24 protein-coding genes and 1 riboswitch are annotated in these 24,561 nt (G+C 36.4%); of the genes, 22 read left to right on the top strand and 2 right to left on the bottom strand.

The window, feature by feature from the left end; translation table 11 throughout:
• The first annotated feature begins 4 nt into the window (after positions 1–4).
• A riboswitch (FMN riboswitch) is annotated at positions 5–125 on the top strand.
• From AC6UDF_RS02990 to AC6UDF_RS02950, 9 genes are all read left to right on the top strand, one after another.
• On the top strand, positions 120–764 hold the full coding sequence (locus AC6UDF_RS02990; protein ID WP_500696664.1) for an ECF transporter S component: 645 nt from the start codon (positions 120–122) through the stop codon (positions 762–764). Its footprint overlaps the riboswitch before it by 6 nt.
• Positions 761–1,828 (top strand): helix-turn-helix domain-containing protein, encoded by a 1,068-nt coding sequence (locus tag AC6UDF_RS02985; protein WP_500706453.1) that lies wholly within the window; start codon positions 761–763, stop codon positions 1,826–1,828. Before AC6UDF_RS02990 ends, AC6UDF_RS02985 begins: the two co-directional genes overlap by 4 nt.
• A complete protein-coding gene (locus AC6UDF_RS02980) occupies positions 1,821–3,248 on the top strand; it encodes a RecQ family ATP-dependent DNA helicase (RefSeq protein WP_500706455.1) in 1,428 nt (475 codons plus the stop codon). The genes AC6UDF_RS02985 and AC6UDF_RS02980 overlap by 8 nt, the downstream gene beginning before the upstream one ends.
• Positions 3,249–3,306: 58 nt before the next feature.
• Positions 3,307–3,969, top strand: a complete 663-nt coding sequence (locus AC6UDF_RS02975; protein WP_500706457.1) for a LysM peptidoglycan-binding domain-containing protein — start codon at positions 3,307–3,309, stop codon at positions 3,967–3,969.
• A gap of 30 nt (positions 3,970–3,999) precedes the next feature.
• Complete coding sequence (gene cmk, locus AC6UDF_RS02970; RefSeq protein ID WP_500706459.1) at positions 4,000–4,701, top strand: (d)CMP kinase; 702 nt, start codon at positions 4,000–4,002, stop codon at positions 4,699–4,701.
• A gap of 64 nt (positions 4,702–4,765) precedes the next feature.
• Positions 4,766–5,986, top strand: a complete 1,221-nt coding sequence (gene rpsA, locus AC6UDF_RS02965; RefSeq protein ID WP_500706461.1) for a 30S ribosomal protein S1 — start codon at positions 4,766–4,768, stop codon at positions 5,984–5,986.
• A 65-nt stretch (positions 5,987–6,051) separates the two neighbouring features.
• Positions 6,052–7,359, top strand: a complete 1,308-nt coding sequence (der, locus tag AC6UDF_RS02960) for a ribosome biogenesis GTPase Der (protein ID WP_500706463.1) — start codon at positions 6,052–6,054, stop codon at positions 7,357–7,359.
• Between the two features lie 209 nt (positions 7,360–7,568).
• Positions 7,569–7,844, top strand: coding sequence for a non-specific DNA-binding protein Hbs (gene hbs / locus AC6UDF_RS02955; protein ID WP_010021419.1), 276 nt, complete (start codon positions 7,569–7,571; stop codon positions 7,842–7,844).
• A 68-nt stretch (positions 7,845–7,912) separates the two neighbouring features.
• The gene (locus AC6UDF_RS02950) at positions 7,913–9,175 is read left to right on the top strand and encodes a tetratricopeptide repeat protein (protein WP_500706466.1); all 1,263 of its coding nucleotides are present in this window, start codon (positions 7,913–7,915) and stop codon (positions 9,173–9,175) included.
• A 38-nt stretch (positions 9,176–9,213) separates the two neighbouring features.
• Here the strand turns inward: AC6UDF_RS02950 and AC6UDF_RS02945 are convergent, their stop codons facing one another.
• Positions 9,214–10,032, bottom strand: coding sequence for a site-specific integrase (locus AC6UDF_RS02945; protein ID WP_500693777.1), 819 nt, complete (start codon positions 10,030–10,032; stop codon positions 9,214–9,216).
• A gap of 114 nt (positions 10,033–10,146) precedes the next feature.
• Between AC6UDF_RS02945 and AC6UDF_RS02940 the strand changes: the two genes are divergently transcribed.
• The 13 genes from AC6UDF_RS02940 (at position 10,147) to AC6UDF_RS02880 (ending at position 23,758) form a co-directional block, all read left to right on the top strand.
• Positions 10,147–11,355, top strand: coding sequence for a CCA tRNA nucleotidyltransferase (locus tag AC6UDF_RS02940; protein WP_500706467.1), 1,209 nt, complete (start codon positions 10,147–10,149; stop codon positions 11,353–11,355).
• Between the two features lie 20 nt (positions 11,356–11,375).
• Entirely contained in the window at positions 11,376–13,295 is a 1,920-nt protein-coding gene (locus AC6UDF_RS02935; protein ID WP_500693775.1) for an ABC-F family ATP-binding cassette domain-containing protein, read from the top strand.
• A 30-nt stretch (positions 13,296–13,325) separates the two neighbouring features.
• On the top strand, positions 13,326–14,276 hold the full coding sequence (locus tag AC6UDF_RS02930; protein ID WP_500693774.1) for a thymidylate synthase: 951 nt from the start codon (positions 13,326–13,328) through the stop codon (positions 14,274–14,276).
• 9 nt (positions 14,277–14,285) lie between these two features.
• Positions 14,286–14,780 (top strand): dihydrofolate reductase, encoded by a 495-nt coding sequence (locus AC6UDF_RS02925; RefSeq protein ID WP_500693773.1) that lies wholly within the window; start codon positions 14,286–14,288, stop codon positions 14,778–14,780.
• Between the two features lie 11 nt (positions 14,781–14,791).
• Positions 14,792–15,013, top strand: a complete 222-nt coding sequence (locus tag AC6UDF_RS02920; RefSeq protein ID WP_500693772.1) for a YozE family protein — start codon at positions 14,792–14,794, stop codon at positions 15,011–15,013.
• A gap of 17 nt (positions 15,014–15,030) precedes the next feature.
• Entirely contained in the window at positions 15,031–15,906 is an 876-nt protein-coding gene (gene ylqF / locus AC6UDF_RS02915; protein ID WP_500693771.1) for a ribosome biogenesis GTPase YlqF, read from the top strand.
• Complete coding sequence (gene rnhB / locus AC6UDF_RS02910; protein WP_500723808.1) at positions 15,884–16,660, top strand: ribonuclease HII; 777 nt, start codon at positions 15,884–15,886, stop codon at positions 16,658–16,660. Before ylqF ends, rnhB begins: the two co-directional genes overlap by 23 nt.
• A gap of 38 nt (positions 16,661–16,698) precedes the next feature.
• Positions 16,699–17,571 carry a DNA-processing protein DprA gene (gene dprA, locus AC6UDF_RS02905; RefSeq protein WP_500693769.1) on the top strand — a complete coding sequence of 291 codons (873 nt, stop codon included), beginning with the start codon at positions 16,699–16,701 and terminating at the stop codon, positions 17,569–17,571.
• Between the two features lie 89 nt (positions 17,572–17,660).
• Complete coding sequence (gene topA, locus AC6UDF_RS02900; RefSeq protein ID WP_500693768.1) at positions 17,661–19,790, top strand: type I DNA topoisomerase; 2,130 nt, start codon at positions 17,661–17,663, stop codon at positions 19,788–19,790.
• A 76-nt stretch (positions 19,791–19,866) separates the two neighbouring features.
• Positions 19,867–20,793, top strand: a complete 927-nt coding sequence (gene xerC / locus AC6UDF_RS02895) for a tyrosine recombinase XerC (protein WP_500693767.1) — start codon at positions 19,867–19,869, stop codon at positions 20,791–20,793.
• A 20-nt stretch (positions 20,794–20,813) separates the two neighbouring features.
• Positions 20,814–21,356 carry an HslVU peptidase proteolytic subunit gene (hslV, locus tag AC6UDF_RS02890; RefSeq protein WP_500695638.1) on the top strand — a complete coding sequence of 181 codons (543 nt, stop codon included), beginning with the start codon at positions 20,814–20,816 and terminating at the stop codon, positions 21,354–21,356.
• A gap of 16 nt (positions 21,357–21,372) precedes the next feature.
• Positions 21,373–22,827, top strand: a complete 1,455-nt coding sequence (gene hslU / locus AC6UDF_RS02885; protein ID WP_500693765.1) for an ATP-dependent protease ATPase subunit HslU — start codon at positions 21,373–21,375, stop codon at positions 22,825–22,827.
• A gap of 46 nt (positions 22,828–22,873) precedes the next feature.
• On the top strand, positions 22,874–23,758 hold the full coding sequence (locus AC6UDF_RS02880) for an aldose 1-epimerase family protein (protein ID WP_500693764.1): 885 nt from the start codon (positions 22,874–22,876) through the stop codon (positions 23,756–23,758).
• 41 nt (positions 23,759–23,799) lie between these two features.
• On the opposite strand, the gene plsY is transcribed toward AC6UDF_RS02880, so the two are convergent.
• Positions 23,800–24,447 carry a glycerol-3-phosphate 1-O-acyltransferase PlsY gene (plsY, locus tag AC6UDF_RS02875; RefSeq protein WP_500693763.1) on the bottom strand — a complete coding sequence of 216 codons (648 nt, stop codon included), beginning with the start codon at positions 24,445–24,447 and terminating at the stop codon, positions 23,800–23,802.
• Positions 24,448–24,561: the final 114 nt, after the last annotated feature.

The following is a 24,561-nucleotide window of genomic DNA, read 5'->3' as shown; positions in this document are numbered from 1 at the left end:
AATAAAACGTCTTCAAGGTCGGGTGAAATTCCCAATCGGTGGTTACAGCCCACTACCCAATGAAAATTGGTTGAGATGGTGAAATCCCATTGCCGACAGTAAAGTCTGGTATAAAGAAGATGAGTTTTTTTATGGCGCAATTTACCCTAATTGACTTTGAAGAACGTTTAATTGGAGGAATTGTGATGATAGCTAAAAACGATCGAATTAAAAGAATTACTATAACTGCCGTGATTGGTGCGATCTCATTTTTGTTAATGTTGATTTCATTTCCAATCATCCCATACATGAGTTATTTGAAATTGGATTTTTCGGATATTCCAATTTTGATTTGTTTGTTATTATTGGGACCGGGTGCAGCCATTGAAGCTGTGATACTTAAACTATTTATTTACTGGATGGTGATGGGTTTTTCACCACTTGAGTTAATTGGGTTGACCACCTCTCTTTTAGCCTCATTAACAATGATTTTGGTGTTTTACTTTTTGAGAAAATATTTATTTAAAAGTCACTGGATTGACTTTTTGATTGTTTTGGTTGAAACGCTGGCGTTAACAATTGTCATGAGTATTACCAATTTGTTCATTAGTACTCCACTGTATGTGAAACTAACAAATTTAAAGTTAGATTTTTCGCTTGCCAAAACGATTCTTTACGGAGTAGTTCCCTTTAACTTAATCAAGGGTATTGTGATTGGATTGATTTTTGTGATTATTGCAAAACAAATGCAGAAATGGATTAATAAGCGATCTTATCAAAAATGATTAATAATACAAATGAAGCTCTTGGTCTTTTCGTTTTTAGTGCAACCCAAAAACGAAGGGCTCGATTAATTGAAAACTTACTGTTAGGCAAGAAAACGGTAGCCACCTTATACTGGGCGATGAGATATGGTCTTTTAGACCTTCTTGGAGTTGGACGATATTTTAATAAAAACGAATTAGATGTTAAGTCTCTGATTAGTGCGAACTTGCTGGAAGAAGTTGAACATGGTCAGTTTAAATTAACGTCTGAAGGAGAAAAAGAAAGAGCAGAATTAGTTAAAATGATTGATGATTCTAATCTTTCTTTTTCATTACATACTTTTCAAAGGATTGATTTAGTTAGTTTTAAGCAACGATTGCAGTTGTTTGTTCAGATTATCTCAGAGCATGTCCATAACGTTAGACACTATTATCCAGTCAATGTTGATGGAGTGAATAAAGATTTTATTAAAAAATATTATCGACTGATTGATCGCAAGCAAGTTGGCACAGATTTAAAGAAAGAGTTGAAACGATTTTTATCCTTACTCGATCTAAATGACGCTGATTTATTTGCTCAAGGATTAGTTGGATTTAGTACTAATGGATTCACAATCCAGCAGATTGCACATAATTTAAACCAATCGTTAGTCAAAAGTTATATTGCTGATTTTATCAATTATGCAAAATTGGCGAACTTTGTTGAGCAAAGTGATCAATCTGTAATGGTTCCATTACTTAATGGTCTTTTCAAAAATCCAATTTCTGGTAGTGCTAAAAGGACTTTTGATGAATATGAACGATTGGGTAATATAAAAAAGGTTGAACAACTGCGAAATCTACGAGAGTCAACTGTCCTAGAACATCTTCTGGAAGTTGCAATTTACGTTGATTATGACAAGTTTCCTTATCGAAATTTCATTTCCCTTCAAATGGAAAGAAAAGTTAGGCGTATTCTACTTGGAACGGACGTTGATGACTGGGACTATCATCAATTACCAACTGACGTTTTAGAGCAGTTTAGTTTTTTTCAATTTAGATTACTTGAAATCAAACAGACAAAACAGGGAATTCATAATGAATAAGATGAAACTTGCTAAACAAATATTAAAAAACAAGTTTGGCTTTAGTGATTTTAAGCCTGGTCAAGATAAGACCATTTCTGCACTATTAAATGGCGCAAATGTTCTTTCAGTCATGCCAACTGGGGCAGGCAAATCATTAATATACCAGTTATATGGGTATTTAGTTAAGCGGCCGGTTGTGATTGTTTCGCCACTTATTTCTCTTATGGAAGATCAGGTTGGTCGAATGAACTTTATGGGGGAAAAGCGGGTGTGTGCTTTAAATTCAATGAACGATTGGTCGAAGCGACACCGGCTATTGAAGCATCTTGATCAGTTTCGTTATATTTTTGTTTCTCCAGAACTATTATCTAATTCTGATGTGCTTAACCGAATTAAGCAATTGAAAATTGGCTTATTGGTGATTGATGAAGCACATTGTATCTCTAAGTGGGGGCTTGATTTTCGTCCTGATTACCTGTCATTAAGACAGGTGATTCGTACGTTAGGACATCCGCAAACGCTAATGCTAACGGCAACTGCTTCAAAAAAAGTTCAAAGAGATATCATTAATTATTTGAAGTTAACTGACGTTCAAGAAATAATTGAAAATGTGGATCGGCCTAACGTTTTCCTTGCGGTTCATAAAAGTTCAAGTGAAAAAGATAAGCAAGCCTATCTTTTTAATTTAATTGAGAAACTCAAGTATCCCGGTATAATTTATTTCTCTAGCCGAGATAAGGCTTCGAAAGTTGCTTTGAAACTTAGAGAACAAACTGATATCAAAGTGGCAGCTTATCATGCCGGTCTTAGTAACGATGATCGGTATCGGATTCAGCATCAGTTTATGGATAATGAGCTTCAGGTCATCTGTGCAACCAGCGCCTTTGGAATGGGGATTGATAAATCAGACATCCGATTTGTAGTCCATTACCATATGCCGACTGATATGGAAAGTTATGTTCAAGAAATTGGCAGAGCTGGAAGAGACGGTAAACAGAGTATCGCAGTGTTACTTTACTCTAATGGTGATGAACAAATTGCACAGAGCTTAATTGTTAGGTCCATTCCTAATGATCAACAGATTGATAATTTCTTTTCAAATCCCAAAGCTAAAATGAGTGAGCAGAATAAGAAACTCCTTCAGTTCTATTTAAATCATGGGTATGGTAATGATGACGTCAAACAGATTTTTTCTGAGGTCACCCTTAAAAAGGATCAAAGTTTAAAGCAAGTTGTCCGGTACATTAATCATACTGGCTGTCGGCGAAAACTTCTGCTTTCTTTATTTGATGTGAACTTTGATGACCACACTGATGATTGTTGTGACTTTGGAAGTGAAAAGTTTGATTTAATGAGTCTTGGTTTGTTAAAAGACGTTAATAGTGAAAAGTCCAATTTAACTGGTACTTGGTATGAGATTTTGGACAAACTTTTTTAATAATAATTAGGCACAAAAAATGATATAATCACCATAGAAGTTTTGGAGGGATGTATTTATGAGGGACGACAAACATAAAGATAACAAAAAAAATGATCCATGGGATGATTCATTTTCAGATGATACCGATCCAGATGGAAATCTTTCAAGAACGGAGTATCGTAAGCACCATCGTAGTAATTCATTAGTCGTGATTATGCTGGTTTCTGTTATTGTAATTATTGCCCTTGTTGCACTTGTTTTTGGGCTTTCTAAGGAACGTGCGGTTGGAAATGGGAGTACCAGTGAAAAGACTCAGAGTAGTAAGATGCACCACGAAAAACTCAAAAAGAATAAAGATCAGAAATCAAAGAAACCGAAAGCAAACTCAGGTAGTGTTCAAAGTGAGGATACTACAAATGATAATACTGTTTCATCTGATGCTGGATCTGAAGAGGCTTCATCTTCATCCGTTCAAAACGAAACGGGAAGTAACCAAAGTAGTACGACTCCAAGTAGTGATTCATCATCTACTGCTAATAACTCGCAGCAACAAAAACCAGCCCAAACAACGAATGGCACTGATAATGCTGGTAGTAATGATTACGTTAAGGTTCAAAAAGGTCAGGGAGTTTATCGCGTAGCTACTAATGCGGGTATTAGTATGCAACAGTTATTAAAATTAAATGGACTTAGTTCATCCAGCCAGATTCATCCAGGACAAAGTTTAAGGGTTAAATAATTACAAATAAATGATAAGGATTGATTACATTTGGGTAAGAACGGCTTACAAGTTGCAATCGATGGACCTGCTTCAGCGGGTAAAAGCACGGTAGCTAAACTAGTTGCAAAAAAATTTCATTACATATATTGTGATACCGGTGCAATGTATCGATCAATTACGTTAAAAGCAATTAGACTAGGATTAGATTTAAATGATGAGAAGACCCTTCTTGATCTTTTAAAAAAAACCACGATTACTTTTGAACCGGGTGATTCAGTTCAAAAGGTCTTTGTTGACGGTAAAGAAGTTACAAATGATATTCGCAGTCCTCAGGTAACTAGTAATGTTTCAGCAGTTTCAGCACTTGGATCAATTCGTTTCGAATTAGTTAAAAGACAACAGGATTTGGCAAAAGATGGTGGAATCGTTATGGATGGTAGAGACATTGGCACGACGGTTCTACCAAAGGCAGATGTAAAGGTCTTTTTAATTGCCAGTGTTACGGAGCGAGCTGAGCGGAGATATAAAGAGGATCAAGCAAAGGGAATTTCGGTTAATCTCAATAAACTTAAAAAAGATATTGAGGAACGGGATTATAAGGATTCCCATCGAAAGATATCCCCATTAAAAAAAGCATCTGATGCTTTTGAAATTGATACCACTTCAATGTCGATTGATGACGTGGTTGCGGCAATTTCGCAATTAATCGAAAATAAAATTCAACAACTTTCAAATAATAAAGCCGATTAACTGGTATTTTATTTCCAACTAAGATAAAATAGCAATTAGAGTTGTTGCAAGGAGGAAATGTTTGATGAGTGAAAACGATACTAATGCAAACAAAGATTTATTAGCCGCTCTCGATAATATTAAGCAGGTAAACGTTGGTGATGTTGTTAATGGTGAAATTTTGGCCATTGATGATGACCAGCAATTAGTCGTGGGAATCGAAGGCGCTGGTGTTGAAGGAGTTATTCCAAGGAAAGAAATTTCCGCACAAAGGGAAGATAACCCAACTTCAAACTACAAAGTTGGAGACAAAGTTAAGGTTGTTGTTGTATCTCGAATTGGTGATGATAAGGAAGGTGGAAGTTACCTTCTTTCAATCAGAAGACTTGAGGCTCTCAAGGTTTGGGATGACATCAAGGAAAAAGCTGATAAGGGTGACACCATCAAAGTTACTGTTACTCGTGCGGTAAAAGGTGGTTTAGTGGTAAATGCTGACGGAGTTCGTGGATTTATTCCAGCTTCCATGATTACTGATCACTTTGTTGATGATTTAAATCAATTTAAAGGTCAAGAACTCGAAGTTAAGATTATTGAAGTTGTCCCTGAAGAGAATCGTTTGATTTTATCACATAGAGCGATTGCTGAAGCAGAACGTAAAGAAGCTCGTGATCGAATTATGAGCACACTAAAACCCGGAGATGTTGTTGAAGGGAAAGTTGCTCGTTTGACTAACTTTGGTGCCTTTGTCGATCTTGGTGGGATTGATGGACTTGTTCACGTTTCAGAAATTTCTTATGAACATGTTAACAAACCAAGTGATGTTCTGAAGGTTGGCGAAGAGGTTAAGGTTAAAGTTCTTTCAGTTGATCCTGATCGTAATCGTATTTCATTATCAATTAAACAAACTCAACCAGGTCCTTGGAGTGACATTGAAGAAAAAGCTCCTAAGGGAAGTATCCTTGATGGAAAAGTTAAGCGCTTAGTTGATTTTGGTGCTTTTGTTGAAGTTTTCCCTGGTGTTGAAGGATTAGTTCACATTTCACAAATTTCACATAAGCATATTGACAAGCCGAGTGATGTTTTGAAGTCTGGCGAAGACGTTAAAGTTAAAGTCCTTGACGTTCAACCTGAAGAACATCGATTAGCATTGTCAATGAAAGCTCTCGAAAAAGACCCCAGAGATGATCAAAAAACTCCAAAGAAAAATGTGAGTGATAATTCAACTAATAATGCTCCTGAAGAAGAGAATGGTTTTACGTTAGGTGACATTGTTGGAAATGAATTAAATGATGATGACAATGAGTAATTAGAAAATTATCCTTCATATTTATGAAGGATTTTTTTTATTCTCAAAATAAGAGGTGATATAAAATGGCAAAACCTACTGTAGCAATTGTTGGAAGACCAAACGTTGGTAAATCAACAATTTTTAATCGAATTGCTGGTGAACGAATTTCAATTGTTGAAGATACTCCTGGAGTGACCCGTGATCGTATTTATGCTCATGGGAGTTGGCTTGGTCACAATTTTAATTTGATCGACACTGGTGGAATTGAAGTTGCTGATGAACCATTTATTAAGCAAATTACTGATCAAGCAGAAATTGCGATTGATGAAGCTGATGTAATTATATTTATGGTAAATGGTAAGCAGGGAATGACTGACGCTGATGAACGAGTGGCCCAATTATTGTATCGATCTGATACACCAGTTGTATTGGCGGTTAATAAAATTGACAATCCCGAAAGTCGGGCCGACATTTATGATTTCTATGCTTTGGGGTTTGGTGACCCATATCCCATTTCGGGCTCTCACGGACTTGGTTTAGGGGATTTGTTAGATGCTGTTGTTAAGAATTTCCCAGAAAATGCTAACGAAGCTGACGATGATAGTATTAAATTTAGTGTGATTGGCCGACCAAATGTTGGCAAGTCATCACTTGTCAATGCTATTTTAGGAGAGAATCGGGTGATCGTATCAAATGTAGCTGGCACTACTCGCGATGCGATTGACACTAAGTTTGAAAATGATGGTCAAGAGTACACCATTGTTGATACCGCAGGAATTCGGAAACGTGGTAAGGTTTATGAAAAGACCGAGAAATACAGCGTAATGCGAGCTATGAGAGCAATTGATGGAAGTGATGTGACATTAATGGTTCTCAATGCAGAAGAAGGCATTAGAGAGCAAGACAAGCGGGTTGCTGGATATGCGCACGAGGCTGGCAAGGGTGTCATCATTGTCGTTAATAAATGGGACGCTTTAAAAAAAGATAATCACTCGCAACAACAATTTGAAGCTGATATTCGTGAGCAATTTCAGTATTTGGCTTACGCACCCATTATTTTTGTATCCGCAACGACCAAACAACATGTTAGTCAGTTACCATCTTTGATTAAACGAGTTAACGAAAACCATCAACGTCGAATCCAGTCGTCAACCTTAAATGATGTTATCATGGATTCAATCGCAATTACTCCAACACCAACCAGAAATGGGAAGCGACTTCGGATTTACTATGCTACCCAGGTTGCTGTTGGACCGCCAACGATTGTCTTGTTTGTAAATGATCCAGAACTACTTCATTTTTCGTACAAACGTTATTTGGAAAATCAAATTAGAAAAAATTTTGACTTTGCTGGGACACCAATTCACTTGATAGCAAGGCGTCGAAAGTAATGAGTAATGGTAACAACCTTCTAATCATAATTATATTAAAATTTTTTTAGTAAATGTTAATTATACTTCCATTATTTGTTGCAATGACACCATTCTTATGCTAAATTAAGACTAGAAATGATGTAGTAGTACATCATTTCCCCTGGCTTAATCTTTAACTTATTGGGTGTTTTTTACATAAAAAACATCTATTCAGGAGGTGAATACACATGGCCAACAAAGCAGAATTAGTTAATGATGTCGCAAAGGCAACTGGTTTAACTAAGAAAGATGCCACCGCAGCTTTGGATGCAGTTTTTGACTCAATCCAAGACAAGTTGACTCACGGTGAAAAGGTACAATTGATCGGTTTTGGTAATTTCGAAGTACGTAATCGTGCCGCTCGTAAGGGACGTAACCCCCAAACTGGTGCAGAAATTCAAATCCCTGCAAGTAAAGTACCTGCCTTTAAACCTGGTAAGGCTTTAAAGGAAGCTGTTAAATAGTTTTATTTAATAGTTTAACCAGTGCGCTTATGCGTACTGGTTTTTTTATTAGTAGGAGGACATGTGTAATGACTTATTCAGAGCAAGCCTTAGACGCCCTAAAAAAGGGTGATATGAGTCAATTTAACGATGACATCAAAAAAGCCAAGGTAAATGATAGTGATGATATGATTTATTCGTTAGCAGAAGAACTTTATTCATTAGGTTTTTTAAACGAATCGATTGATATATATAAAGATCTTTTAAAAAAATATCCTGAGGAAGACGAGTTAAGAACAAGTATTGCGGATATTTTGATTTCTGAAGGCAAGATTGATAAAGCGCTTAATTATTTAAGTGAGATTAAACCTGATTCACCAAATTATGTTAATGCTTTGATGGTTGAAGCTGATCTTTATCAAACTCAGGAAATGTATAACGTTAGTGAACAAAAGTTACTTGAAGCTGAAAAAATTGATCCAGACGAAAACGTAATTAAATTTGCCCTGGCTGAATTGTATTTTTCTACCGGACAATTTGATAAAGCCATTCCTATATACTTGGGAATAATTAAACAAGGTGTTTTGAACATTTCTTCAGTTAATTTGGTTGAAAGGTTAGGGGTGGCATACGCTAATGCAGGTCATTTTGAACAGGCTATTGGATATCTTGAACAGATTAAGCCCACTGATATGACGCCAGACGTCAAATTTGAAACGGGTTTTACTTACTTACAGTTGAAGAACTACGCTAAAGCGATTGAGATGTTCAAGCAGTTGCGAGAAGAGGATCCTCAGTATGCCTCAATGTATCCTTACTTAGGGGAAGCATACATTCAAATGAATGAACCTGAAAATGCTTTAAAGGTTTATCAGGAGGGTATGAGCGTTGATCAGTATAATGTCAATATGTACATTAAAGCCGCAGACGTTGCTGCTAAACTTTCAAAAGAAGATCTAGCCCTGAAGTATCTTAATAAGGGACATCAGGTTGATCCGGATAACATGGAATTAGTTATTAAGTTATCTAATTTGTACGTTAAGCAGGGTGAATATCAAAAAAATGTTGATTTTTTGAGCCCATACGTAAAAGAAGAAACCGATCCACAAATTTACTGGAATTTGGCGGTGTCTTATGCTCATCTTGAAAAGTATGATGATGCTCAAAAGTACTATGAGCGAGCTCTTCCGTACTTTGATGATAATCCTGATTTCTTACGTGAGGCGATTTTATTGTTCAGAGAGAATGGTCAAATTAAGGAAACCATTAAATTGTTAAAACATTATGTGAAACTTGTCCCGACTGATGATGAAATGGCATACATGCTTGAGGATTTAGAAGATTACGAGTAACAAAATAAGGATCAGAGTTGGATTTGATACTCTGATCCTTATTTTTGTGCTAATTTTTGATAATAGATTAGTGACGCTGGATCCATTCTTAAATCCTGTGCAAGAGTTTTGTCACTATCATTTGGATGTTGATTGAGGTAGTTAACGACGAATGCTTGGTATAGTGATTTGGGATTAAGATTCATTGCTAGGTATTCACTATCTGGCTTTAAGTATTTGTGAAGACCTGCAGATGTAATATGGCAGTTGGAAGCGATTCTTTGCTTTAAAAAGAGGTCCTTTGAATGATGACGAATTTGAAGCGGGGTAACAAATTTTTGAAAATTAGATAAAAAGGATTTTTCTTCAGGTGAAAAGTCAACGTGGTTTAATTCATGATAAAAGCCAGGTAAGAGAAACTCTGAAGATTGGTATCCCTTACTGATAAGTAACAGCGTCATTCTAGTGTAGTAGTGAACCTCAGGATCTTCGAGGATAGTTGGTAAAGAATAGATCCACTTGGTAATGTATGAATTATGTTCGTTTTTTTCCTTACTTTTAATGTTAATTGTAGGAAGATGGGTATTAAGGTGGTTGTTAAATAAGAATTTAAAATAGACGTTGATCTGAGATAAAACCTTGTTATAGGTATTGTTTCCGTTATTACGCTTAGAAATGATCATATCTAGATATTGCTCGATGTCTCGATCAAAGATTTGACTAACTCGGTGATCCGCTTGGTATCCCACGTTAAAATTAGATAAATAATTAAAAAGATCCGATAAGGTTTTGGAATACTCTCGAATGGTTACATTTGAGAGTTCTTTTTTTCTTAGATAACGTTCAAAATGATCTTGATATGGATAATTGTTACTCATGATTTGTCTCCTGTAATAAGTTACTTTAACTTAATTATAACACAAGAACCAGACACAAGCCTAACTTTTATATGATAATTTTGGTAGAATGAAATCAGTGAAGGTGTGTGGATCATGAAAATAGACAACTTACCAAGTGAATTTGATGATGCTAGAAGGGTTCTTCAGACAATTGAAGAAGCGGGATTTCAAGCTTATTTTGTTGGCGGATCAGTCCGTGACACTATTTTGCATGCACCAATTCATGACGTTGATATCGCAAGTAGTGCGTATCCTGAAGAAATTAAAACCATTTTCAAGAAGACAATTGATACTGGGATTGAACACGGAACCGTCACGGTGGTGCACGATGGTCGATCTTATGAAATCACGACGTTTCGGACTGAATCAGGATACCAAGATTATCGGCGTCCCGATCAAGTTACCTTTGTTCGATCACTTGAAGATGATTTAAAGCGTCGTGATTTTACTATCAATGCGCTTGCCATGAAAGAAAATGGTGAAATCATTGACTTGTTTGGTGGCTTAAATGATTTAAGAAATCATCTAATTAAGGCTGTTGGAGATCCAGAACAACGTTTTAATGAGGATGCTTTACGAATGATGCGTGCTGTTCGCTTTGCTAGTAAACTGAATTTTGCAATTGAAAAGAACACTTTTAATGCGATTAGTAAACATAGTTATCTATTAAAAAAGATTGCTGTGGAACGAATTAACGTGGAATTTGTAAAGATGATGCTAGGGATGGCTCCTGGCAGGGGGCTTAAACAGATGATCCAAACGAATTTAATTAAGTATGTTCCCGTCTTGGGTGATTATGTTTCTGAAATAGCTAGGTTAGGGTCACGTCCCATTTCAGAATACATTAATAATGAAGTTCAGGTTTGGTCCTTAATTGCATGTCAGTGCGAATTAAATAGTGAACAGATTGGACATCTGATGAAGAGTTGGAAGGGATCAAATAGGTTAACCGAGAACGTTAAACTAACGGTTAAAGCAACTTACAAGATTGTAAGTGATGTTTTAGATCCAGTAACGTCGTATAAAGTTGGTCGCATCAATCTTGATAACGCATGTCAAGTAGCCATGACCTTAGGTAAGGTAGTAAATATTGACCAAATAGAAAATGAATATGATCGCCTTCCGATTAAAAGTAAAAGTGAACTAAAAATTAACGGTAAAATGTTGATTGATAGAGGTTTTAAACCAGGTCCATTATTAGGAAATGTTCTTAATCAACTGGAACGTTCCGTTATAAGTGGCCAAATTAAAAATGATTCAGATTCACTACTTTCTGCATCGAAGCAAATAAATAATGATTAAAAATAATTGGAGCAGATATTGTGCAAACATTAAAAGCAGAAAACTTGACGAAGACGTATGGTGAAAAGACTTTATTTAAAAATCTTGACTTTATTATCAATGAACATGAGCGAATTGGATTAATTGGAACGAATGGAAGTGGTAAATCCTCCCTTTTAAATACTATTTCTGGAATTGATCATGATGTTAATGGGACAATTACCACTTCTAAGTCATACACAATTGGATACCTAAAGCAGGTTCCAGATTTAGATGAAAACCTAACCGTTATTGACGCTGTTTTTGCTGGTGATCAAAAGATTTTTAAAATCATCAGATCCTATGAACATGCACTTAAAAATTACTCTAAGCATCCGGAAAATTCAGATTTTGAAAAAAAGTTTGAGAATGCAGAAGCAAAAATGAATGAAGAGGATGCCTGGACGGCGGAAGTGGACGTTAAAAACATCCTTAATCAACTGAAAATTACCGATTTAGATCAAAAGGTGGGAAGCATGTCGGGTGGCCAGCAGAAACGAGTTGGATTAGCTCAGGTTTTAATTCAGTCACCTGATTTACTTTTATTAGATGAACCTACCAATCACTTGGATTTTGACTCGATTGACTGGTTGGAACGATTTTTGAGTAAATACAAGGGAGCTTTAGTATTTGTTACCCATGATCGTTATTTTTTGGATCAAATTGCTAATCAAATATGGGAATTATCATTTGGTAAACTTTATAAGTATCCCGGTAATTATCAAGATTATGTCCAGAGGAAAGCTGAACTTGATGAAGAGCAAGAGGCTGCCTCTCATAAGCAGCAACGGCTTTACAAACAAGAGTTAAAGTGGATGAAAAAAGGCGCTAAAGCTCGTTCCACTAAGCAACAAGCACGCATTAACCGATTTAACGATTTAAAAGCTGATGTTGATCAGGGCAATCCAATCGATGAAGATGTTGATATTACAATGGGGCAAAAACGGCTTGGTAAAAAAGTGATTGACATTAAACACGCTAATTTAACAATTGCTCACAAGCCAATTCTAAGAGATTTCAGCATGTTAATTCAGAACGGTGAACGAATCGGAATTAGTGGTGAAAATGGCGCTGGAAAGTCAAGCTTTTTAAATGCAATTGCTGGAAAGCTTCCACTTCAGTCCGGCACCATTGATATTGGTGAAACCGTCAAAATGGCATATTATACACAAAAAATGGAGAAAATCCCGGAAGACAAACGTGTTATTAGTTATTTAACTGATATCGGTGAAAATGTGGTTGATAAGGATGGAAATAAGGTCAGCGTTACCAATCTATTAGAACAGTTCCTTTTTCCTAAATTTATGCACGGAACTTTGATCCGCAAGCTTTCAGGCGGAGAAAAAAGACGCCTTTATTTACTGAAATTATTGATGGAGCAACCAAACGTGCTGCTTCTTGATGAGCCAACTAACAATCTCGATATTGGGACCTTAACGGTTTTAGAGGATTACATCAAGCACTTTAATGGAACAACGATTACAGTATCTCATGACCGTTACTTTCTTGATAAAGTGGCTGATCGATTATTGATTTTTGATGGGAATGCTAAGATTGAGCGTTATACTGGTCAATTTACTGATTATCTACAAAAAATGAAAATGCAAAGGAAACAGGTTCATCATGATAGTAAGAACCAAACCAATAGCCGATTAGATGAAGCTAAAGATAGCACTTCCGAGAAAAAAAGCACGAAATCGAAAACCAAGTTAACGTATGCTGAAAGAATTGAGTGGGATAAGATCGATGGCAAGATTAATTCTTTAGATCGACAGACTAAAGATGTAAAAAAACAGATGCAAGAAAATAGTTCGGATTACGATAAGTTAGCAGAGTTACAACGAAATCTTGATGAATTAAATCAGAAATCGGATCAATTAATGAACCGATGGGAATATTTGAGCCAGTACGTTGATGAGTAGTTGTTTTTATTAAAAAAGGAAGAGATTAAAATGTTAGAGGATGCATATTTAAATCTAGAACGTTACGTTTTAGAGAATGGTCATAAAAAGTCAGATCGAACTGGTACCGGAACCATTAGTACGTTTGGGTATCAAATGCGTTTTAACTTACAGGATGGCTTTCCGCTTTTAACCACTAAGGCAGTTCCTTTTCGGTTGATTAAGTCAGAATTACTCTGGTTTTTGCGGGGTGATACTAACATTCGTTATTTACTGAAACATAATAATCATATTTGGGACGAATGGGCGTTTGAAAAATGGATTAATTCTGACGAATATCATGGACCCGATATGACTAATTTTGGTTTGCGTTCACAAAGTGATCCTGAATTTAATGAAGAATACCAAAAGCAGAAAAAAATATTTTGTGAGCAGGTTTTAAATGACGATGATTTTGCCAAAAAATATGGCGATCTAGGCCTAGTTTATGGGAGTCAATGGCGTAACTGGAAAACGAGCAATGGTAAGGCGATTGACCAGATTAAAAATGTTATTAGTACCATTAAAACTAATCCTGATTCCAGAAGAATGATTGTGAGTGCTTGGAATCCAGAAGATATTCCTAGTATGGCTCTTCCACCTTGTCATGTAATGTTTCAGTTTTACGTAAACGATGGCAAGTTAAGTTGTCAACTGTATCAGCGTAGTGGTGATATTTTTTTAGGAGTTCCATTTAATATCGCAAGTTATGCTTTACTTACTAGTTTAATTGCCAAAGAGGTCGGATTAATTCCTGGTGACTTTGTCCATACGTTGGGTGATGCTCATATTTACAGTAATCACATTGATCAAGTCAAAGAGCAGTTAACGAGAAAGCCACACCCAGCTCCACGTCTATGGCTAAATCCCGATAAGGAAAGTATTTTTGATTATGATATGGATGATATTAAGGTGGTTGATTATCACCATGACAAGCCAATTAAAGCGTCAGTGGCAGTATAGGAGATTATTATGTTAGCTTATATTTGGGCAGAATCAAATGGACATGTCATTGGAAAAGATGGTAAATTACCCTGGCACTTGCCGGATGACATGCAATTTTTTAAACGTAATACGATCGATCATCAAATTCTAGCTGGTAGAACCACGTATGATAGTTTTAAAAGACCATTACCAAGACGCAAAAATTTGGTTTTGACTCACCGCCCGCAGAGTGATTTTCCGAGTGGGGTTGTGACCTTTAAAACGGTTGATGAATTTTTGAAGTATGCAAAAAGATACCCTAATGAAATGATTTTTGTGGTTGGCGGAACGTCTGTATTTGAAGATTTGTTGCCGTTTGTTGATTATCTGTATCGCACTAGTATCAATCATGATTTTGATGGGGATGTTAAAATGATTGATATTGATTATTCTCAATTTGAATTAGAAAAGAAGATTTCTGGAAAAGTTGATGAACATAATGTTTATCCGCATACTTTTGAGATATTTAAGCGTAAGAAATAAGAGGTAAGAAATTGAGAAAAAGTTTTTATGAATTTTTAATGACTAGAAGACATCCAGGGAGTTCCGATCCGATTGCGGAGTTTGCTAATAATGCGTTCTTTGATCAATTATTTCCAAAGCAAGAGGATAATTTTGAAAGGCTTTCTAAGTACTTGGAGGAAAATGCTGGTTATTTACCATCCATGACAATTTTTGATGATGCATGGAAAGAGTATCTTGCCTACCTCGATTAACGATAAAGGAGCAGTAAATGGGAAGTAATATACAATGGTTTCCTGGACACATGGCGAAAGCTATTCGTCAGTTTGAGGAAAATGTCCACGTTGTTGATATTATTTTTGAATTGGTTGATGCAAGGATTCCGTATTCATCGATTAATCCAGAGATTAAGCGAGTATCAGGTAGTAAACCACGCTTGTTTATTTTAACTAAATCTGATTTAGCTGATCCAAAGATGACTAAAGAATGGTTAGATTACTTTAATAGTACGGGATTATCGGCCATCTCAATCGATTCAAAATCACGTGGGGTCAGAAATAAGATTGAGACTGCTGCTCGGAAAGTTCTGAAGGATAAGTTAGAACAATCGCAAGCAAAGGGATTAAAAAAAGATATCATTAAGGCTGTCTGTGTTGGGGTTCCGAACGTTGGTAAGTCAACTTTGTTGAACCAGTTAGTTAGTAAGAGATCAGCAGCGGTTGGCAATCGTCCGGGAGTAACTAAGGGTCAACAATGGTTAACCTCCAGTAAAACGATGGAATTATTGGATACTCCCGGAATATTGTGGCCAAAGTTTCAAAATCAAGAGATTGCTGATAAATTAGCGTTAACGGGAGCAATTAAGGAGAGTATTTATCATCCTGATGATATTGCTTTATTTGCGCTTCATTTTTTTCGTAGTCACCATAGCGACGAGATCTTGAAACGTTATCATTTGGGTCCGTCCGATTTAAACTTAAGTGATGTTGAGTTATTACTTAAAATTACTGAAAAGATTGGAATGAAAGACGATTACGACCGAGCCAGCGTCAGGATTATTAATGATGTTCAAAAGGGAAAATTAGGGCGTTTTACGTTAGATTCCCTTGAACTGGTGGAAAGAAATGAGTATGGTAATGACGATTAGAGAAATTTCTGAGCGGTTTGCTAACGTTGATAATGTTAGTGATCCGCTTTTTGTCCGCTTTGGGGATGATCCACGAATTGGAGTTCAAAGAATTATTAAGAGAACGTTGAAGCGAATTAATACCCAGACCGAGAAAAAACGTGATTTTTTAACCAGATTTAAATATGAAAAAGAAATATGGCAACGCGGGGTGAAGTATATTGCTGGCGTTGATGAAGTGGGCAGAGGGCCGCTTGCTGGTCCAGTAGTCGCTGGTGCGGCAATTTTACCAGTTGACTTTGATCTTATTGACGTCAATGATTCCAAAAAATTAAGTGATGAAAAAAGACGAGAACTAGTTCCAAAAATCAAAAAGGAAGCGATTGCTTACAACTATTTTGCGGTTTCAAGTCAGATGATTGATCAAGTCAATATTTATGAAGCAACTAGAATTGCCATGAAAAACGTAATTAGTAAGTTAGATCCACAGCCAGGTCATATTATTGTGGACGCAATGACAATTGATGACAGTATTCCGCAGACTAGGTTGATTAAGGGAGACTCAAAATCAGTTAGTGTTTCTGCTGCTAGTATCCTTGCTAAGGTTTTTCGAGACGATTTAATGAATGAATACGCTCGTAAGTATCCTGGATATGGATTCGAACGAAATGCGGGTTATGGAACCAAAGAACATTTACGGGCTTTAGATAAACTTGGCCCGACCCCAATTCATCGCAAGACTTTTTCACCAGTATTAAAAACAATCAATCATTAATTTACGTATTTATCCATAGACAAACCAGGAGGTAGAAAATGGATAAACGGAAATTATTGCTTAGAATCAAGTTATGTCGTGGGATTGGGATTAAAGGCGAAGCAATTCTTGCACGGTGGGTTAAGGGGACTTCAGTTGAAAACATGTCTTTATCTGAGGTTGAAGGTGAATTAATCAATCTATTAAAACGTCATCATTTGCAGACAACGAAGTTTAAGAATTCATTTTTAAGTAGTGAGTTAGAGCGATCTTTTCGTTTGAACCAAAAGTGTCATTGGATAACCATTCTTGATGATGGTTATCCTGAACAACTTGCTGATATTTATTGTGCGCCAATTGTGCTTTTTTACGTTGGAGATGTGTCGTTGCTTACAACACGTTCGATTTCTGTGGTAGGTGCACGACAGTGTACAAGTTATTCAATCGCAGCAATTAAGGATATTATTACGCGTCCAGTACTTAAAAAGTTTACGATTGTGTCTGGTCTGGCTAAGGGAGTTGATTGTTTAAGTCATCAGTGTGCTTTAGCACATGATGGCCGTACAATTGCGGTGATTGGAACAGGCCTCGACCGTTTTTATCCCGCTGAATGTACGCAGCTTCAGGATAATTTGATGAGAACCAACCTGGTTATCAGTGAGTATCCATTAGGAAGTAAACCCTTAAAATACCATTTTGTGGAACGAAATCGCATCATTGCTGGTCTTTGCGAAAAATTAATTGTTGTTGAGGCAAAGCAAAGGTCAGGAAGTTTAATTACTGCTAGTTTGGCTTTGTCTGAAAATCGGGATGTCCTTGCCATACCAGGTAATATTACTTCTCCACTTTCTAAGGGTTGTAATCAACTAATTGCTTCTGGAGCACGTCCTTGTTTGAGTGATAATGATGTTTTGGAAGATTCTTTAGTTTGACAGGTCTTTAAAACTGCAATATGATATGGAAGAAATTTAAACGGAAATTATCATGTATTAATGAAGAAAAAATAACGAGGATAATTTTAATGGCCACAACTTCTGTAGCAAAGACAAAGAAAACAACTAAAACAAAAAAACGTAAAGCAAGTTCAAGAAAGAAAAAATTAGTGATTGTCGAATCGCCAGCTAAGGCAAAGACGATTCAAAAGTATCTAGGAAGTACCTATAAGGTCGTAGCAAGTAAAGGACACGTTCGTGATCTCCCTAAGAGTAGGATGGGCGTGGACATTGAAGACGATTTTAAACCTGATTACATTTCAATTAGGGGGAAGGGTGACGTAATTAAAATGCTAAAGTCTGAGGCTAAGAAGTCGAAGATGATTTATTTAGCATCTGACCCTGATCGTGAGGGTGAGGCAATTGCCTGGCATGTTTCTCACGTATTGAATCTTGACGTTAATGATCAAAATCGGGTGGTCTTTAACGAAATTACCAAAGATACCGTTAAGGATGCTTTCAAACATCCAAGAACGATTGATATGAATCTCGTGGATGCCCAACAAGCACGTCGGGTTTTGGATCGATTAGTGGGATATTCAATTTCTCCACTGCTTTGGAAAAAAGTAAAAAAGGGCTTAAGTGCCGGACGGGTGCAGTCAGTGGCATTGTGGTTAGTGATTGATCGGGAACGTCAGATTAGAAAATTTGAGCCCGAAGAATACTGGACAATCGATTCTGAATTTAAGTCTGGTCGTTCAAAGTTTAAAGCCAGTTTCTACGGTCTTAATGGCAAGAAAGCGAAACTTGCGAATAATGATGATGTGCAAAAAGTTTTAAAACAAATTGATCCAAAAGCTGATTTTGATATTACAAAAGTCACTAAAAAAGAACGACGGAGACAACCAAACGCACCATTCACAACCAGTACTCTTCAACAAGACGCCAACCGGAAATTAAATTTTAAGACTGGACGAACAATGATGGCTGCCCAGCAACTTTATGAGGGAATTAATATTGGCAAAGAAGGAAGCCAGGGTCTCATTACCTATATGAGAACTGATTCAACAAGAATCTCATCAATTGCTAAGCATGAGGCAGCTACCTTTCTTCATGAAAAGTATGGGGCAGAATACTCTGCTAATAAACCAATTAAGGGGAAAATGCCAGAGGGTGCTCAGGATGCGCACGAAGCAGTCCGACCTACATCCGTTTATCGGACTCCTGCAAGCATTAAACAATATCTTACTAAGGATCAATATAAACTTTACAATTTAGTTTGGTCACGATTTGTAGCTAGTCAAATGACTCCAGCAATTATGGATACTGAAACAGTAACCATTGAACAAAATGGTGTAACGTATCGTGCTAACGGCTCAAAGATGAAATTTGAAGGTTTTTTGAAAGTCTATTCAAATGGGAAAGAGAAAGATAATATCTTGCCTGATTTAAATAGTGGTGACACCGTTAAATTATCTAAAAATAATCCAGACCAACACTTTACTCAACCACCAGCTCGATACACTGAAGCCAATCTGATTAAAACTTTAGAAGAGAATGGAGTGGGACGTCCATCTACCTATTCGCCAACATTAGGTACAATTCAAAAACGTTATTACGTTAAACTAGTTGGAAAACGATTTGAACCAACCGAACTCGGTGAGATTGTAAATAAAATTATTGAAGAGTACTTTCCTGACATTGTCAACGTTGATTTCACGGCTGATGTCGAAGGAAAATTGGATGAGATCGAAGAAGCTAAAGAAAAATGGGTTGAAGTTGTAGATCACTTCTATCAACCATTTTCAAAAGAAGTTGATCATGCGGAACAGCTTATGGAAGATGTTCAAATTAAGGATGAATTAGCCGGGTTTAACTGTGAGATATGTGGTGCGCCGATGGTCGTAAAGATGGGGAAGTATGGCAAGTTTTACGCTTGTTCACGCTTTCCTGATTGCCGCAATACTCAAGCAATTGTCAAAGAAATTGGTGTAACTTGTCCGAAGTGTAAGAAAGGCCAAGTTATTGAACGTAAAACAAAAAAGAATCGGTTGTTTTATGGATGTTCACGTTATCCTGAATGTGACTTTGTTTCATGGGATAAGCCAATTGGAAGAGATTGTCCAAAGTGTGGTCATTTCTTGGTTGAAAAAAAGGTTCGCGGTGGCATGCAAGTGATTTGTCCAAACGGCGATTATAAAGAAGACATTCAGAAATAATTAAAATAGCTGTTCCTCGGAACGGTTTTATTTATAAGGTAAAATGTAAAAAGTTACTTTAACTTAGGAAAAACTAATGCAAAACAAAAAACTAATCGAACTATTCGTAAAATATATTGTAAACGAACGTCAATATTCAAAAGACACGGCTAAAGCTTACGAAGACGATCTTGAGGAATTTAATGTATTTCTACAGACGTCAGGAAATGCTAAAAGCTTTAAAAATATCGACAATTTTGACGTTGAAGTTTTCTTAGGTACTTTGCACGATAGAGGAGATGAGAATAGCACCATCGCTCGTAAAATTTCTTCATTAAGGTCTTTTTTTAATTTTTTGCTAAACAATGAACTAATTTCGGACAATCCGTTTGAATATGTTCACATAAAAAAGCATAATAAGCATTTACCAAGATTCTTTTATCAAAAAGAATTAGACATTCTTTTTAAAACAGCCGCAAGTAATCAGGACAAACGAATTGCTACTCGTGACAGTGCCATTCTCGAGGTTCTATACGGGACGGGAATGAGAGTCAGTGAGTGCTCCAATCTTGATATTAACGACATTGATTTTGATAATCGAATCATGCTTGTTTTAGGTAAGGGAAACAAGGAACGTTATCTGCCATTTGGAAGGTATGCTAAAAGTGCTATTTTACGATATATGGAGAAATGCCGAACGCCAATTATGCGTAAATATCATAAAGACCATCTTTACTTATTTATCAATCAGCATGGTGATAAACTGTCAAGCCGCGGTATTGAATACATTTTAGATGGAATTATGAAAAGAAGTGGTCTTAATAGTTCAATTCATCCTCACATGCTTCGTCATACATTTGCCACTCAAATGTTGAATAATGGAGCTGATCTTAGAACTGTTCAGGAATTGCTTGGTCATTCTGATTTATCTACAACCCAAATTTATACTCATGTTACTAAAGAAGGACTACTTAAGAACTACCAGAAGTTCTTTAAGCGTCCTGATGAAGATAATCCAAACTAACTTTTGAAGGGAATTTAATTATGACAGTAAAATTTGAAGCTACCACAATTTGCGCCATCAGACATAATGGTCACGTTGCACTAGCTGGTGACGGTCAAGTTACTATGGGAGAAAAAGTTATCATGAAGGGAACCGCACATAAAATCCGTCGGATCTTTGATGGGAAAGTTGGAGTCGGTTTTGCTGGAAGTGTTTCTGATGCATTTAACCTAGAAGAAAAGTTTGAAAAAAAGTTGAAAGAATATAGCGGCAACTTAAAAAGAGCTTCAGTAAAATTAGCTCAAGAATGGCGCGGCGATCAACAGTTACAAAAACTTGAGGCCATGCTAATTGTTGCCGATCATGATAATTTGCTTTTAGTATCTGGTTCAGGAGAAGTAATTGAGCCAGACGATGATATTTTAGCAATTGGATCTGGTGGTAATTTTGCATTAGCAGCAGCCACTGCAATGAAACATAAGGCGCCTGAAATGTCAGCTGAAGAAATTGCCAAAGCTGCTATTAACATCGCTGCTGACATTGATATTTTTACTAATCACAATGTAATTTCTGAAGAACTATAAACCGAGGTATTAATTAATGACAAAAGAAGAACAAATGACACCAAAAGAAATTGTTTCCCAATTAGATAATTATATTGTTGGACAGGACGATGCTAAGAAGTCTGTAGCAATCGCGTTGCGTAATCGTTACCGTCGTCTTCAATTAAGCCCACAGATGCAAGAGGACATTACTCCTAAAAACTTATTGATGATCGGTCCCACTGGAGTTGGTAAGACAGAAATTGCACGTCGTTTGGCTAAGATTGTAGACGCTCCATTTGTCAAAGTAGAAGCAACCAAATTCACTGAAGTTGGATACGTTGGTGGAGATGTTAATTCAATGGTTCGTGATTTAGTTGAGAGCTCAGTTCAAATGGAAAAGAAAATTGAGTTTAAAAACGTTAGACGTGAAGCTGAAAAGAAAGCGAATAAGGACTTGGCTGAGATCATTTCACGCGAAGAAAACCACGTAGATGATCCAGAAACAATCGCAAATAATGATAAAAAATTAGAAGATACGGTTAAAGAACTTAATAAAGCATTTAAGAAGGGGAAACCAATAGATCTATCTTGGTTAACTCAAAAAGATCCCTTCATGGATAATGACGAAAAGAATAAAATTAAAAATGATGCCGATCAAATTTTAAATCAAATTGAAAATGGCGAGTTAGAGGACCATGAAGTTAAAATCTCCATTGATGACCCAGCGACTGCACTAAACGCGGACAACAGCAAAATGGAACAAATGGGAATTAACTTGCAGGGATTAGAGAGTATGCTGCCAAAGAAGCAAGTTGAAAGAGTCCTTCCGTTAAAAGAAGCTCGTGAAGCATTAATCAATCAAGAATCAGAAACACTAATTGACGATGCCAAAGTGAATGGCTCAGCAATTAAACGTGCCGAAAATACCGGGATTATTTTTATAGATGAAATTGATAAATTGACTGGTGGAAACAAACAAACTCGTGGAGAAGTGTCAAGAGAAGGTGTTCAACGAGACATTTTACCAATCGTTGAAGGTGTAAATGTAAATACTAAGTATGGAGTCATAAATACCAATCACATCTTGTTTATCGGTTCCGGTGCTTTTGCTGATAGTAAGCCTTCAGATTTAATTCCTGAACTGCAAGGTCGATTCCCAATTCGAGTAGAATTAAATGATCTAAGTAAGAATGACTTTGTTAAAATTTTAACTGAACCGAGTGATGCATTAATTAAGCAATATGTAGCATTAATTGGGACGGATAATATTAAAGTAACTTTTACTAAGGAAGCAATTGAAAAAATTGCTGATATTGCATATTCTGTTAACCATGATACTGATAATATCGGTGCTAGACGGCTTCACACAATTCTAGAAAAATTACTTGAAGATATTTTGTATGAAGGACCAGATATGCATATGGGTGATATTACGATTAACCAACAATACGTTGAAGACAAAGTTGGTAATCTTGCGGCTGATGAAAATATAGCACGATATATTTTATAGTTTCTACATTTTGTGAAATAATATATAAAGAAAGGGAGGGATTAAATTGCCAGTTACACTAAAAAATAATTACTTAACGGTTCGAATTAATCAAAAAGGTGCTGAGATTGTTTCGGTTAAGGATCAAAGCGGTACTGAATATATTTGGGGTGCTAATAAAAAGTACTGGAAGCGTCATGCACCGATCTTGTTTCCAATCGTTGGTCGACTTCAAGATGATGATTATATTTACGATGGAAACAGTTATCATATGTATCAGCATGGTTTTGCTAGAGATAGTGAGTTTGAGATCGAATCTCACAACCAAACCGAAGTCAATTTTATGTTGCATTCGAGTGCGGCTACTAGAAAGATTTATCCCTTTAACTTTAATTTATCTATTCACTATGAGCTAGATGAACACACCATTGCGGTTGAAATGGTAGTAGAAAATATCAATCCAGATCCAATGTATTTCTCATTAGGAGCTCATCCAGGATTCAACGTCCCATTGTTTCCTAAGAAAGAAACATTTGATGATTATTCGGTCTCGATTGCTCCAAAGCATGACTATAAAACTGTTAGAATTGATCAGAATGGATACAGTAATATTAAACATCCAATTGAAAAAACGCTGAACAATCCACTACAGTTAAATCGTAACCTATTTATTCATGATGCAAAGGTGCTTGATATATCTGATAATGAGCAAACTACCGTTATGCTCCAATCAGATGTCACCGAGCATGGAGTCGCTTTGACTGCTTACGACTGTAAGTACATTGGTATCTGGTCAACTTATCCTAAAAATGCTCCCTTTGTGTGTTTAGAACCATGGTGGGGAATTGCTGATGAGGAAGGCAGTACTGGATTTTTAAAAGATAAGGCCGATATAAGTAAACTTGACCCAAACGAAAGCTTAAATGCTAATTTTGATATTACTTTCTTCTAAATAAGATTAAATTAAATAAGGGACACTCGTTGAGTGCCCCCTTATTTATGCTGTTTTTTTGAAGGAATGGATTTCTTTACGTATTTTAAGTACCAGTAATAAAGACCAAACGGAACGAGATTTTCATCTCCATGAATAATCTTAATGATGTTGTTACGGTGGCGATAGAAAGTAAAGATTGTTAAACAAATTGCTAGAATTGTCAGTGCTGGATCATTTTCAAATAATGATGCAATAACAATAATGGTAAAGCCTAGCATACTAGCAAGACTTACCATACTAGTAACAAAGATACAGATAATCCAAGTTCCGGCCGCAATGCAGAAAAAGACGAAGTTATATGCCCAAAGCATCCCGGCACTAGTTGCGACTGCCTTACCACCACGAAAATGATCAAAAATTGAATAAGTATGGCCTAAGATCGCTGCCAGTCCAAAAATGAGTGGGTACCATGAATGGATTCCAAACTGCATTGGTAACCAAGTAGCAATGGCGCCCTTAGCAATATCAAGAATCATCACAATGGTTCCTGCAAACCATCCTAGTACCCGATAAGTGTTGGTAGCGCCAATATTTTTGGAGCCATGTCGTCTAATGTCGATATGAAAAAATACTTTGCCAATCCAAATTCCGTTGGGAATTGATCCCAATAAATAAGCAAAGATTAGGAGAATAATAAATTTAACCATATCTTCCTCCGTATTATTAATGTAATATATAAGTCCCAAAAGTTTATTTTATCATTAAAAAGATGATTTTAAAATTTAGTTTGGAAAAATGAGCTAACTTTAAAACGTCTTTGC

It is taken from the genome of Fructilactobacillus sp. X2R6C1 (assembly GCF_059901295.1).
This window is presented reverse-complemented; position numbering and strand designations above follow the sequence as displayed.